Annotated in this window: 11 protein-coding genes; 4 read left to right on the forward strand and 7 right to left on the reverse strand. The window is 33.0% G+C overall.

Annotation, left to right across the window (positions count from 1 at the left end):
• Positions 1–110 precede the first annotated feature (110 nt).
• The 3 genes from BOW55_RS19380 to BOW55_RS21580 all read right to left on the reverse strand — a co-directional run bounded on the left by BOW55_RS19380 (position 111) and on the right by BOW55_RS21580 (position 2428).
• Positions 111–551: a GNAT family N-acetyltransferase gene (locus BOW55_RS19380; RefSeq protein WP_129025959.1), complete on the reverse strand. Its 441-nt coding sequence runs from the start codon at positions 549–551 to the stop codon at positions 111–113.
• A 323-nt stretch (positions 552–874) separates the two neighbouring features.
• Positions 875–2056, reverse strand: coding sequence for a sensor histidine kinase KdpD (locus BOW55_RS19385; protein WP_164975074.1), 1182 nt, complete (start codon positions 2054–2056; stop codon positions 875–877).
• 249 nt (positions 2057–2305) lie between these two features.
• On the reverse strand, positions 2306–2428 hold the full coding sequence (locus tag BOW55_RS21580) for a hypothetical protein (RefSeq protein WP_256371707.1): 123 nt from the start codon (positions 2426–2428) through the stop codon (positions 2306–2308).
• Positions 2429–2621: 193 nt separating this feature from the next.
• On the opposite strand from BOW55_RS21580, the gene BOW55_RS19390 reads away from it, so the two are divergent.
• Positions 2622–3035 carry a 3-hydroxyacyl-ACP dehydratase FabZ family protein gene (locus tag BOW55_RS19390; RefSeq protein ID WP_129025963.1) on the forward strand — a complete coding sequence of 138 codons (414 nt, stop codon included), beginning with the start codon at positions 2622–2624 and terminating at the stop codon, positions 3033–3035.
• A 308-nt stretch (positions 3036–3343) separates the two neighbouring features.
• On the opposite strand, the gene BOW55_RS19395 is transcribed toward BOW55_RS19390, so the two are convergent.
• Entirely contained in the window at positions 3344–5062 is a 1719-nt protein-coding gene (locus BOW55_RS19395) for an amidohydrolase (protein WP_206733626.1), read from the reverse strand.
• Positions 5063–5713: 651 nt separating this feature from the next.
• Here BOW55_RS19395 and gndA point away from each other — a divergent pair.
• Genes gndA through pgl form a run of 3 tightly spaced genes read left to right on the forward strand, consistent with a single transcriptional unit; the run spans position 5714 to position 9380 of the window.
• On the forward strand, positions 5714–7123 hold the full coding sequence (gene gndA, locus BOW55_RS19400; protein ID WP_129025965.1) for an NADP-dependent phosphogluconate dehydrogenase: 1410 nt from the start codon (positions 5714–5716) through the stop codon (positions 7121–7123).
• Between the two features lie 27 nt (positions 7124–7150).
• On the forward strand, positions 7151–8680 hold the full coding sequence (zwf, locus tag BOW55_RS19405; protein WP_099719370.1) for a glucose-6-phosphate dehydrogenase: 1530 nt from the start codon (positions 7151–7153) through the stop codon (positions 8678–8680).
• Positions 8664–9380 (forward strand): 6-phosphogluconolactonase, encoded by a 717-nt coding sequence (pgl, locus tag BOW55_RS19410; protein WP_129025967.1) that lies wholly within the window; start codon positions 8664–8666, stop codon positions 9378–9380. The genes zwf and pgl overlap by 17 nt, the downstream gene beginning before the upstream one ends.
• Positions 9381–9499: 119 nt before the next feature.
• Here pgl and BOW55_RS21585 read toward each other — a convergent pair whose 3' ends face one another.
• The 3 genes from BOW55_RS21585 to BOW55_RS19420 form a co-directional block, all read right to left on the reverse strand.
• Positions 9500–10906: a sulfatase-like hydrolase/transferase gene (locus BOW55_RS21585; RefSeq protein WP_206733627.1), complete on the reverse strand. Its 1407-nt coding sequence runs from the start codon at positions 10904–10906 to the stop codon at positions 9500–9502.
• Positions 10897–11574 carry a sulfatase-like hydrolase/transferase gene (locus BOW55_RS21590; protein ID WP_206733628.1) on the reverse strand — a complete coding sequence of 226 codons (678 nt, stop codon included), beginning with the start codon at positions 11572–11574 and terminating at the stop codon, positions 10897–10899. The genes BOW55_RS21585 and BOW55_RS21590 overlap by 10 nt, the downstream gene beginning before the upstream one ends.
• Before the next feature lie 237 nt (positions 11575–11811).
• Complete coding sequence (locus BOW55_RS19420; RefSeq protein ID WP_129025969.1) at positions 11812–14010, reverse strand: alpha-galactosidase; 2199 nt, start codon at positions 14008–14010, stop codon at positions 11812–11814.
• Between the last annotated feature and the right edge of the window lie 443 nt (positions 14011–14453).

A 14453-nucleotide genomic window follows, 5' to 3' on the forward strand; every position in this document is an offset into this window, starting at 1 on the left:
CCAAATACATATAATTTATAATTGTTATAATCATTAAGAGTAAAAGTGATAATAATTTTTTCATTGTTCCTATATTTCTTTTGCATCCATACCATACTAATTTCATATTCTTAATTGTGCCAATGTTTTGAAAAAAAACCACACTCAACAAAGCCCATTTTTTTATGAAATTCAATACTTGGTTTGTTTAATGAAGATATATTAACTATTATTTCTTTAAACCCTTTTTCTTTTAATTCTACAAAAAGATGATTTAAAATTTTAGTTCCTATTCCTTTGCTTAAATAAGCAGGATTTAAAAAGTATGTCAATTTTACCGTCTTATTAAAAATGCTTTCTACTCGAAAAGGATATGCAATACCAAAACCTATAACTATCTCATCTCTTAAAGCGACGCATCCTGCATATTGTATTCCCTCATTTGTTAATTGAATAGCTTCACTATCTTCCATTAACGCATCAGAAAAAGTAAAGAGTGTTTCTTCTACATAATAGTTGTATATTCTCTGAATGTCTTTGTAATCCGAAGATTCTATTTTTACTATTTTCATAAAAACTATCTTAATTAAAAAACTTTTTATTTATATCGCCAGGATATTGACTTAAAATCCGGCTTTTTAAAATTGAAAGTGTATTTCATTCAGTTGACAATACTTTTAAATTAGCTATAAAAACAAAGTAGTAACAAATATAAGAAATACTTTACAACAAATCTAGTCGTCACTATTTACTTGTCAACAGCAAAATAGGATATAAAAAGTAATAGCTGGCGACTCCATAAAAAAAGCCTGTAAACTCTTTGTTTACAAGCTTTTTGTTTTTTTTAGATACCGTTTTTGCTGCCATTTATTTCATGCAGATAAGTTTGTTTTTTCTACCTAAAAGGTAACGTAAACATAAAAGTACTTCCTTTTCCTAGTTCGCTTTCCACCCAGATCTCTCCTTGATGCAGCTTAATAAACTCATTACAGAGCAACAATCCAATACCGTTTCCTTTCTCATTTTCTGTTCCTTTTTGAATAACCTTTGTGTCTATTTTAAATAAATTTTCTTTTGCATCAAGTGAAATTCCTATACCATTATCAGCAATAGACACTAAAACTTTCTGTCCAATTTTCTGTATCTTTAAAGTAATCTCGCCATGTTTCTCTGTAAATTTAATTGCATTATTCAATAAGTTTCGAACTGCAGTACCGATCATGTTTCTATCCAGCATCACTTCAATAGACTCATCTGATTCAAACAAAAGCTTAATCCTTTTGTTTGCAGCTGCATTTTTATTAAGTTCAACATTCTCAGCAATCAAATCGTTCAACACAACCTTTTCTGGCGTATACTCAATCATACCTGTCTGTACCTGAGACCATTCTAAAAGGTTATCAAGCAGCTTATGAATGTTTGAATTTGACTCATGAATCATTTCAATAATTTCTTTAATCTCTTCACGACTATACCATTCTACATCTTTGCTTATCATTTCTGAAAGCTGCACAGATGCTCCTAATGGCCCCCTTAAATCATGCGCTATAATCGAAAAGAACTGATTCTTATCTTTTAAAAGTTTTGAAATTTTAAGATCTTGCTTCTCCTTTACTAAGAGTAAAAATCCGACCGTTCCAATTAAGGTAAGTAGAAATAAACTAATATTGTATAAGCTCTCAAAAGCACTATAGGAAAAAAAATATTGCTGCGGATTTAAATAATTATATAATGCTCTTATGAGAATCAGCAACTCAAATACGGCATAACAAAGCATGAAGAATGTTCTAAAAAAATTACCTCCTCTATTTTTGAAATAACTAATTACAGGAAGTAAATAAATACTAAATATACCCAAGCAGACAACCAAAATCCGGGCATTAATTGAACTCCCTAAAAACACAATCAGATTAAAAAAGAATACTGCCGCTACAGTTATAATTTTCTCCAAGTGATATTTTTTTTCTGATTTTATCCAAAATAAAGGAAAAAGTGCAGTAGCCTCACAATAACAAGCAGCAAAAATTATAGTGTTAGCAATATTAATCGAAACAAAATCTGGAACTAAATTTCTCAAAAAGATTAAGATCCAGCCAATCGTTAACAATAATTTTCCGTACCCAAACCTTTTTAGTATTTTTCGATTGTCATTAGTAGCGTAGGTAAATGAGTAGCTAAAAATAAGAATACAAACAAATAAATTACCCAGAAAATAAAGTTGAAAAACTGTTTTTGGATCTAACAAAAAGACTTTAAGCATTATGGATTAAGTTTTACAAACTAATAAAACAAATATACAAATTAAGACTAGCATGAGACAAGCTCTTTATTTCGCATTTAATCTAATATCAGCATCATATTTTACCGTTTTTTTTACTGACAGTACAATTACCCTGCTCTCCGAAGAGTTCAACTGAAAAGCTACGCAAATGTCTATGACTTTGCGCATTTTTTGATTTTTACAAATTATAAGCGTTTCAAAAGTCTCTGACTTTTTGAACAGACTTTTTTTCTTCTTTGGTGAGATTAAAGCTAAGTGTATTTCTGAATTACTTTAAAGTCAGAGACTTTAATACGTTTTTGTTTTTACAATAATTTTAAGATAAAGCATAAAATAAATTAATAAATTGCATAAAAAAATAATGTTACAAGAAGTTGAAAATTTAATTCCACATAGAACTCCTTTTTTATTTGTAGATAAAATAACATCATTCTCCAAAGAAACAATTATTGGTCTTAAAACATTTGACGAAAGGGATACTTGGTTAAAAGGAAGTGTTCCTCAATCTGATTATATTCCGGGTACAATTTTAATTGAATCAATGGCTCAATGCGGAGGCGCAGGAGTTAAACTTTTAGGAATTACAGATGGAATTTTTGGTCTTGTCAGTATTGAAGATGCTGAATTCTATTCAACTGCAAGGTTTACTGATGAAATAAAATTTGAGATACATAATATTCGTTTAAGCGAAAAGATAATTAAACAATCAGGAATTGCTTATGTAGAAGATAAAATGATAATAAAAGCGACTTGGATGTGTGTCAAAATACAATAGTGTAATTAATAAAATGCACACTGAATAACACATTTAAGGAATACTTTGCAGACCTGGGTTCGATTCCAGAGACTCAACAAAAAAGCCTGTAAACTCTTTGTTTACAGGCTTTTTATTTTTTAGTTGATTTTTTAATCATTGATAAAAAACTTTGTCACCCTTAATTATATATTAAACCTCAGCTATTTGCTTAACTTTAAACTATAAATCTTACCTTATTATAAATTAATGCATTCTTATTTATCTTAAAGTGAACACATAAAAAAAATTAAATTACATTTTAACTTATGCCATTTTCAAGATAACATCTATTTACTTTTAAATATTGACTTACCATTTTTAATAGTTTCGAGCACTTTAATATCTTTAATTTCCATGTGATCTACTTTTAAAGGATTTTTATCCAGAATTACTAAATCGGCAAATTTACCAGCTTTCAAACTACCTTTTCTGTCTGTCTCATCGTATTGTGAGGCAACATTAATAGTCATTGCCTGCAGACCTTCATACGGAGTAACCCTTTGATCTGCTCCAACAGTCGCTCCTCCTCTAGAGATTCTGTTTACCGCTGACCATAAAACCATCATTTGATCAAGGGGCGCAACGACAAAATCAGTATGATTAGTAGGCTTTAATCCTGCATCAATAGCATCTCTCATCGGGCTTATATATTGTGATTGCTTAAATCCGCGATTTTTCAAGTGAGCTTCATAAAAATAATACGTATGTAAAGTGTAGAATGAGGGACGTATTTTATATTTAGCAAATTTTTGTATCTGATCTTTGCGAATAAATTGCGAATGTATAGATGTTACGTTCCATAGTTTAGAATAATCTCCCTCTCTTGCATATTCATATGCAGTTAGAAAGCCGTCTATTGCAGCATCACCGTTACAATGCAGGATCAAAGGAACTTTTAAATCATAAACCTTTTTTACCATTTGATTTACTTGTTCCTGCGGAAAAGTAAGTTCTCCTTTCCAATCTTTTTCTCCGCTGGGTCCCCCTAAAAGATAAGGCGTAGAAAAATACGCTGTCCTTCCCTGTGGTGATCCATCTATAGTAATTTTCACTCCTCCAATTTTAAATCCTTTATTATACTTTCCCCATTCTGATAAAGGAATTGCCTCAAGTACTTTATCGACATCAGTAATAAAAGGATAAGCAACTATGTCAATAATATTAGCATCGACGTTAGCAACCCTATTCATCGTCTCAATTTGTGAAAAGTGTGATAATCCTTCATGAGCTGTTGTTATTCCAGCCTCTGCATACAACATTTGTCCAGCTTTAGACCAATCAATTTCCTGTTGAGTAGTCATTTTTTCTGACTGTTCCGCTATCGGCAGGTATGCTGTTTCCATAATTAGCCCAAAAGGTTCATTTGTTCCTGGTTTACGAACAATAATTCCTCCCTGCGGTGTTTTAGTTTCAGCATTTATGCCGTATTTTTTTAAAGCTAAACTATTTAGTACCGTTCCATGCATTGATACATGGTCAACACGCACAGGATTATCGGGAAAAGCTTTATCCAAATCATCTCTGTTTAATAACCTCCCATTTGGCATTACAGTATCATCATATCCGTAACCAACTACCAATTCTCCTTTTTTTATATTATGTTTCTCAACAAATGTTCTCAGTGCTGTAATAATACTTTCAACATCTTTTCCTACACCTGAAGGTGGTGCATATAGCTGACATTGATTAGCAACTGAAAGCGAATTTATATAATGGCTGTGCGGATCTAAAAATCCTGGAAGCATAGTACTGCCTTTTAAATCAATCAAACTTGGATTTTCTCCTGCTGATTTAATAGCTTCATCTTTATCTCCAACATATAAAATTTTTCCGTCTTTCACGACTAAAGCCTCTGCATAATTTTCCTTATCTCCATCCATGGTAAGAATATCACCTCCATAATAAATTGTAGCCGTTTCATTAGCTGGCTTATTCTTAGATTCTTTATTACAACTTGAAATGATTGTCAAAATCCACATCAATAAAAAAATAGTACTTCTTTTCATGTTTTTATCTTTTTTGATTACAAACTACTATAATTCAGCTAACTTAAAAACTAACGAATCTCTTAATGGGTTAATATACAGAAGAATAAATATAAAAAAAATAAATTGTATTTCAATAAACTAAGCACCATTTAAAGTAATATAAAAACTACACATTCATCGGATCATTACTATCAGTTTATCTATTTATAAGGTAAATGAAGCTTATTTACTAACTAAAAAAAAATTGACACAGTAACATTAAGGAAAATTTTGCGCATCTGAGTTAATCAATTTTAAACCTCATTCATTAATAAAAACTTTACTCCTAACTTCAGCATTATTGCAATTATTACCTTTTACTTGACAGCATGCTATTTCTATTCAAAAAACATTATGAAAACAACACTAAATCTACCTAAATCAATCTAAAATCCTAAAACAAGTGTGTTTTTCATACTTAAAAAAGTAACACTACACAGCCTTAAAGAGAACCGCCAATTCTATATTGTTTCACCATTTTTCTCTAACTTAGCACGGTAAATCTTAAAACGTAAGATTCAAACAAATTTTGTTTTTCTGCAAAGAACTGAATGAAAAAACGTTACTATATTTTCTCTTACATTTTTTTCAAAAAAACATTCTTCTAATAATTTTAGTTAATTGAAAACTATGAGCAAATTTGATTTTGGAATTGTAGGTCTAGGCGTAATGGGTCGTAACCTGCTTTTAAATATTGCCAGCCATAACTTTGCGGCTGCAGGTTTAGATTTAGATACTGAAAAAGTCAACTCTCTTCAACAAGAAGCGGGTCCAAATGACACTATTGAGGCGACTACTGATGTTAAGCATTTTGTATCGCTTATTAAGCAGCCAAGAGCAATTATGTTATTGGTTCCAGCAGGGAAACCTGTTGACAGCGCAATCGCAAGTTTATTACCGCATTTAGACAAAGGAGATATTATCATTGATGGCGGAAATACTTATTTTACGGATACTGACAGAAGATTTTTAGAATTATCTTCTAAAGGAATTCACTTTTTTGGAATGGGAATTTCTGGTGGTGAAAAAGGAGCAAGATTTGGTCCTGCAATGATGCCTGGAGGAGATCAAAAAGCATACGAAAGACTTCGCCCAATTTTTGAAGCTATCGCTGCAAAAGTAGATGGTGAACCTTGTGTAGAATATTTAGGAAACGGATCTGCTGGTAACTATGTAAAAATGGTTCACAACGGAATTGAATACGGTATCATGCAATTGATTTCTGAAATCTATGACTTAATGAAAAGAGGTTATAATTTAGACGAAGACACGATTCAGAAAACATTTGAAGAATGGAATGAAACGTATGATCTTAAATCGTATTTGATTGAAATTACGGGGAAAATTCTAAAACAAAAAGACGAAGACGGAAGTCCGCTAATCAATAAAATTTCAGATTGGGCAAAATCTAAAGGAACAGGAAAATGGACTTCGCAAAATGCGATGGATTTACAAGTTCCAGTTCCAACTATCGACGCTGCTGTTGTAATGCGCGATATGTCTAAAACGAAACCAGAAAGAATTGAAGCTGCAACGAAATTAGTTTGGAACTCAAATCAAACTGATGTTAACACAAGCGAAGCGATTGCTGCGTTAAAATCGGCATTGTACTTTTCAATTGTTGTAACATATGCGCAAGGACTAGCGCAACTTCATACTGCTTCTAAAGAGTACAATTATGGATTAAATCTAGAAACGGTTGCCAAAATATGGCGCGGCGGCTGTATTATTCGTGCCGCTATTTTAGAGGATTTCAGAAAAGCATATGTTACAAAAGCAGATTTACCAAACTTACTTTTAGATGCTGGAATTGCTTCAAAATTAACAGATAATCAAGCTGGAATGAGAAATGCAATTCAATTTGCTGTACAAAAAGGTATACCTGCAGCAGGACTTATGAATTCATTGGCTTATTTTGATGCCTACAGATCTGAAAATCTGCCAACAAATCTAATTCAGGCGCAGCGTGATTATTTCGGGGCGCATACTTACGAACGCATTGACAAAACCGGTGTTTTCCACACACAATGGTCTGAATAAAGAACTTTAAACAACACAACACACAAAATGGGTAAGTTCAAAAATATAAATCCAACTATCATTGTAATTTTTGGTGGAACTGGAGATCTGGCAAAGAGAAAGCTCTTTCCCGCTTTTCAAAATCTGTATCTTGATGGACGTATGTCAAAAAAGTTTCAGATTATTGCTCTAGGAAGAGCTGAAAAAAGCGATGAAGAATTTCGCAGTTATGTCTTAGAAAACCTAAATACATTCTCGAGAAAAAAAGGTCTTTCGGACCCAGAAACTCAAAAATTTCTTTCTCATATTACTTATCATAGCCTTGATATCGACAAAGAAGAATCTTATATAGGATTAAATGAGAAAATAAATACTATTGATCAGTCTTTTGGAGAACGCGCTAATCGTCTATTTTATCTTTCGATTACGCCGTCTTTCATTTCGACTATTTCTAATAATATCAAGAAAATTGGTCTTGCTGCCAATCCAAAACAAGATCGTATTATCATCGAAAAACCTTTTGGTTACGATAAAACTTCTGCAATTGCACTTAATGAAATGCTTTCGCAGACTTTCAAAGAGGAACAGATTTATAGAATCGACCATTATTTAGGTAAAGAAACTGTTCAAAACATTCTAGCTTTCCGATTTGGAAATTCGATGTTTGAGCCTTTATGGAGCCGTAATTTTATTGATTTTGTTCAGATTACCGTAGCTGAAGAAGTTGGCGTAGAAGAACGCGGCGGATTTTATGAAGGCGTTGGTGCTTTAAAAGATATGATTCAAAATCACCTGCTTCAAATTTTATGTATGACAGCAATGGAAGCTCCGGCTTCTCTTGAAGCAGATGATATTCGAAACCGTAAAGCTGATGTTTTAAAATCGATTCGACGTATCAAACCAGATGAAGTGGATCATTATATTGTGAGAGGTCAATATGACGCAGGAACTATAAAAGGAAAACCAGTTCCCGGGTATCGTCAAGACAAAGGAATTGCTCCGGATTCTAATACAGAAACCTATGTTGCCATGAAAATTTATTTGGATAACTGGAGATGGCAAGGAATTCCGTTTTATCTGCGTACAGGTAAACGAATGGAAGAAAAACAGTCTTCTATTATTATACAGTTTAAACCCGTTCCGCATTCTGCATTTTCTTATGGAAAAGAAGGTATGACACCAAATAGATTGATCATCAATATTCAGCCAGAAATGGACATTAAACTGCAGTTTATGACTAAAAAACCGGGCTTATCTCTTTCTTTAAGACCTGCAGAAATGGTATTCGATTATTTTGCCTGCTCTACAATGTCACCTGAAGCTTATGAAACATTAATTGCCGATGCTTTGGCAGGAGATCCTACTCTATTTATGCGTTGGGATCAGGTAGAACAAGCTTGGGATGCAATTGATACCATTCAGCAAGTATGGAAAACTACAGCGCCTGATAATTTCCCTAATTATAAAGCAGGAAGCTGGGGACCTGAAGAGGCTGATGAATTATTGGCACGCCAAGGGCACAAATGGATCCCAAATAAACAAACCAAAGAAGAAGTTTTAGATGATACAGATTTATAATAATACAGAAGAAATTAATATCGCAGCGGCAGATCTATTTATTGCTGCAGCACAAAAAGCAATTACTGAAAAAGACAAATTTACAGTAGTTCTTACAGGAGGTTCTTCTCCTGCAGGAGTTTACAAATTATTAGCTTCTGACGATTACAAAAACAAAATAGACTGGAGTAAAGTATTTGTATTCTGGGGAGATGAGCGCTGGGTTCCGCTTAATGATGATTTAAGCAATGCAAAAATGTCTTATGCAGCATTACTGAGCCACGTTCCTATTCCTGCCGAAAATATTTTCGAAATGTACAAAGACAATGTTACACCAGAAGATTATGCTGTTGCTTATGAGCAATCTATTAGAACTGTTTTAGGCGATGAAGGAAAGTTTGATCTTATTTTATTAGGAATGGGTGATGATGGTCATACGGCTTCACTTTTCCCTGGTCAAGCTGTATTGCAAGAGCAAAATAAATGGGTTGACGCCTATTATCTTGAACCTCAAAAAATGTTCAGAATTACGCTTACTGCTCCGATTATTAATAAAGCAGAAAAAATTATTGTAATTGCTTTTGGAGAGAAAAAAGCTCCTGCTTTAAAAGAAGTAACAACCGGCGAATACAATCCGACAACTTACCCGATGCAGTTAATCAAACCTGTTTCTGGAGAGTTATTGTTTCTTGTAGATAAAAGTGCAGCTGGAACGAACTAAGAAATTGTTTTTACAACCAATACTAAAAAGTTTATGCTTCGCAAAACTTTTTTTGCTTTAAGATAATACTAAATCTAATAGAGAGCTCACATAAATAGACAAACTTATTATAGTATTGGTTATTTTGCTAAATAGAATAACTCTTTATCTCCTAAGACTTTCCATTCACTTGCTTCTTTGTCTTTCCATTTTATGGTTATAGTTTCATTACTCTTACTTTGCTTAAGTACATAAATTGAAACAGGATGATAGCCTTCTTTTAGGTTCACGTCTTGAATTAACTCTTTATTGGATTGATAACCAAAATCAGCATCAAACAAACTAGCATTGTGCAAACGCATATAAGCTTTGCCTGATGTTTTAAATGAAAAACTATATTTTCCATCGGCAGGAACTTTTATATATCCTTTGTAACGGATCATACCTGTTTTAGCTGTTTCTGCTTTGTCATTTATAGAAGTGCTTAATTTACTCGATTGTGGTTTTAGTCCTTTTTCTGAAACTACCCAAGGAAAATCCCCTGCAAAAAACTCTTGCTTAAATCCTGACAAAAGCTTTCCTGAAATTTTAGTTGCAGGAATTAAAGCATCATCATAAGGGCGAGGCGCTTCGGCATTTGCGTGACGTGTTTGCAAAACAGAAGCTTTCATTTGCATTTGCATTTTTTCAAATTCAGGTTTAGCCGCCAAATTAGTTGTTTCTTTTGGATCATTTACAACATCGTAGATTTCGAAATCATCTTCGGCTGATTTAATATCATAACGAACTCCTGAGTAATTCCCCATTCGTATCATTTGCATTTGTCCGCGTTTGCGGTTTTTATGTGTCGAATTATCGTTTTTAAAATCTGGTGTTTTACTATTTTCGAAATATTCTACATAAACTAAACTTTGTTCTTGTTTTCCTTTTCCAATTAACGAAGGCAATAACGAAACGCCATCGGTTCTTACAGGAGGAATAACGCCGGCTGCCTGTGCAAACGTAGCCATCCAATCTGATAACATTGATGGCATTGTCACAACTTTTCCTGCTTTAATATGTTTAGGCCAATTTGCCAAAACCGGCATACGAACACCACCTTCCCAACAGTCTCTTTTAATACCATCAAAAGGACCATTACTAGAGAAAAATGTAGGTTGAAATCCAACAAATTGCGATGGCAAATACGATTCAATAGAAGCGCCATTATCTGATGTAAAAACTACCAGCGTATTTTCGTCTATTTTTAAATCTTTTAATAATTGAAGTATATCTCCCACTCCATCATCAATGCGGCGATTGGCAGTTGCATATCTTTTAAAAGTATCCGGCCACGGCACCTCTTTTGTCACTGGATTATTGTCATCGTCATAAACAGCATTTGCATAATCAGTATGCATATAAGAATCTGGAGTACCAGAAGCAGTATTAATCATATGCCCCGATTTTCCTATCCATTGCAAACCTCCATTTAATCCTTTTCCGCTTGGATATTCTTGTGTAGGCAGCTCCAATACTGCATGAGGCGCATCATACGCTAAATACATAAAAAAAGGTTTTGAAGCATCTTTGCTTTTAGCGTGTTCAATAATTCTTTTTTTGCCATTGCCGTCCATAAATCGGTCGTATAACATTTTGCTAAACCTTCGGCCACATTATTGTAATCATCATAAACCTCTCTTTTTCCGCGATACAAACCTTCAACAGGATAATGTTCGTGCCCATCAACGTGTCTCATATAACCATAATACGAATCGAAACCACGTTTTAAAGGATGTGAAGGCCAATTGGGTCCCGTTTCTTCAACTCCTTGTAATCCCCATTTTCCTATAGCCATAGTTTGATAACCGGCTTGTTTTAAAACTGTTGCCAGCGTATGATTGTCTTCTAATGCTTTGTCAAATTGATTGTCTCTAATGTGAGCATTTCCTTGATTAACCCCCGTCAACAACGAACTTCTAGAAGGCGCACAAACTGGAGCATTACAATATTGCTGTGTAAACATAGCACCAGAAGCGGCCATCTGATCTAAATAAGGAGTAATTTGATACGGTTTTGACGGATCATTGCTTTTCATTCGCTGATTTTGAAAAAATACACCGATGTCTCCATACCCCATATCGTCTACTAAAATGTAAATGATATTAGGCTTTTGCTGCGCGAACAACGAACTGGCAGCAAAACATAAAATGATTAATACTTTTATTTTATTCATATTTCAAAACTTTATTTCTTTTACTTAAAAACTTCATCTTTAAATTTTTAATCACCAAATCCGCAATTATCTTATAAAAAAGTTCATAAAACAAAATACAGCGTTTTAAGCATGAAAAACAAAAAACACCTACCAGAAAAAAATTAATCTGTTTAACTTAAATCTATTTATGAAATAATGCATAAAAATATCGTCAAACAAAAAAAGAGCTCATTACTGAGCTGCTTTTTTATTCATTTATATTTGAGTGATCTCTAAAACTACACTCGTTTCTACTTTTGATGAAGAAACTCTTAATCCTACATTCATTAAATAATCTCCGGTATAAGATTCTCCCGATTCTTCAAGGGTTTTCTTTGCTTCTGGCATTAAATTAATCTCTTCAACTTTATACTTTTTGTTTGGGTCTAATCCTTGAAGACGAACTAAATTATACTGAGGATCGTAAAGCGGATGCAAGGTATATGAAAACAAAACGGCTTTGCTTTTTGTATTATCAACATACATTAAAACAGCACGACTTTCATCATACGGCGATACCATACGGTACATATCACCATGCCAGATTACAGGACTTAATCGCTTATAATTAGCGACAGCATCTTGACAATATTTCAATTCATTTTCTTTGAGTTCTTTTACATTAATATCAAAACCTAATTTGCCCATCATAGCTACATCGGTTTTAAATTTGATCGACTGATTTCCCCATGATGTTACGTGATTACAAATTGAAAAGGCTGGAAAAAACTGCGAATACCCCCATTGTATAAATACTCTATTAAAAGGATCAGTATTATCACTTGCCCAAAATTCTGTGAAATATTTAAGAAGCGCATAATCTGTTCTTCCCCCGCCGCCAGCACAAAGCATCATTGGCAGATTTGGATATTTTGTTTTAATTCGGTCTAAAACTTTATAAAGTCCTTTTGTATATTCAATAAACAAATGCGACTGCTGATTTTTTAAATAAGTAGAATAAGCATTGGTCATCATTCGATTGCAATCCCATTTAAAAAATGCCACTCCAGAACTAGTCTGCATAATATCATCTACCGTTTTAAAGACAAAATCCTGTACTTGCGGATTGCTTAAGTCTAATACCAATTGGGTACGGTAATAGCTTTCTGGTCTATTTGGAAGTTTTAAAACCCAATCCGGATGTTTTTCATACAATTCACTTTTTGGATTAACCATTTCAGGTTCAATCCAAATACCAAATTTTACTCCCGTTTTCTGTGCTTCTTGAATTAAAAAACCAATACCATTTGGTAATTTCGTTTTTGTCGCCTGCCAATCTCCTAGTCCCGATTTATCACCACTTCTCGGATATTTATTTCCAAACCAGCCGTCATCCAATAAAAACATATCAACACCAAGTGTTTTGGTATCAGCAAACATGTCCGTTAATTTCTTTTCGTCAAAATTAAAAAAGGTAGTTTCCCAGTTATTCAATAAAGTCAATCGAGGTTTTTCACCATCTTTTATGCAATATTTCCCTGCCCATTTATGCAGGTTTCGACTGGCTTGCCCTTTTCCTTTATTAGAAAAAGTATAAATAAATGATGGCGTTGTAAATACTTTACCTGGTTCAAGACTATATTCTGAAGCAAATGGATTAATTCCTGAACTTATTCGAAGTGAGTTTTTATTATCTAATTCAAAAGCAAGTTTAAAATTTCCAGACCAAGCAATCGTTCCTGCAATAATTTCTCCCGAGTTTTCTTCTGCTTTAGCATTTATAGATAAGAAAAAAACAGGTGTTTGATACATATTGGTACGAACTCCTAATTTTGAGTCGATTACTTTTGTACCGCTTGTTAATTCCGTTTCCAGCATTCGAGCTTCTTTCGCCCAATCACCATGAAATTGAGTTAACCAATAACGATCAGCATCAAAATGAAGCATTGAAGAGGCATAATTGTACAACATTATCGGTTTCTTTTCGTGATGCACAATTTCTGTCCATTGTTCAACAATATTCTCATTATAAAAAGCCTTATAATGTAATGTGACTTCAACTGGATATACAGAATCTTTTAACTTTATAATGGTTTCTGTGGTATTATCATCTAATTTATCGACACGATGACTTACATAAATTAGCTCAAGAGATGGGTTTCCGTCGTTATGAGTTACACGAATAGCAGATTCGAACAAATTATCAGTTCCATAAGTTGGATACGCCAAATGTCTCAAGTTATTCAATGGATTTCCGTCATTTATTACGAATGATTTTGTGTTTTCTTTTGAAAGTGCATTGTATCCAGAATTTCCGTTAAGTTTTGCTCCTAAATACGTTTGATACAATAAGCCGTTTTTTCCCGCTTTTAAAATCAAAGCTGAACTTTGTGTTTCAATTTGTATTTGTTTCTCTTGTGCATCAGCTTTATAAACTAAAGCGGTAAACATTAATAAAAAGATTATTTTTTTCATAAAAAGTAAGTGGTTGGTATTTATAATGTGGTTACTGCATGTTATTTATAATTAACTCAACAGATAGTAACTTGTGTAATTGCATTATAGAATTCACAATAAACTATATTCTTTTTTCTGTTTCTATTATTTATTTGCGAAAAATGAAATTCAAAAATATCACAATCACATTCATAAACATACTGGTACCTACCAGTTTCTTTTTAATAAATGCTTTGCTTCTAAAAATAATCTTTGTTTGAAATAATTAAAGAATGTTAAAAAAATCATCATTTTACTGAAAACTCAATCAATAAAAAGGATTCAAAAAAAAAATAGGTTAAACTATATTGCGGAATAACTTCGTTACTAAAAAAACCTACCAGTAAATTGAATTTTTGTTTCTTATTTTAAATAAACAAAAAAAAGATCAACTATAATACACTGACAACAAGCGATTTTAC

Origin of the sequence: Flavobacterium sp. YO12, from assembly GCF_004119495.1 — a bacterium.
GTDB lineage: Bacteria > Bacteroidota > Bacteroidia > Flavobacteriales > Flavobacteriaceae > Flavobacterium.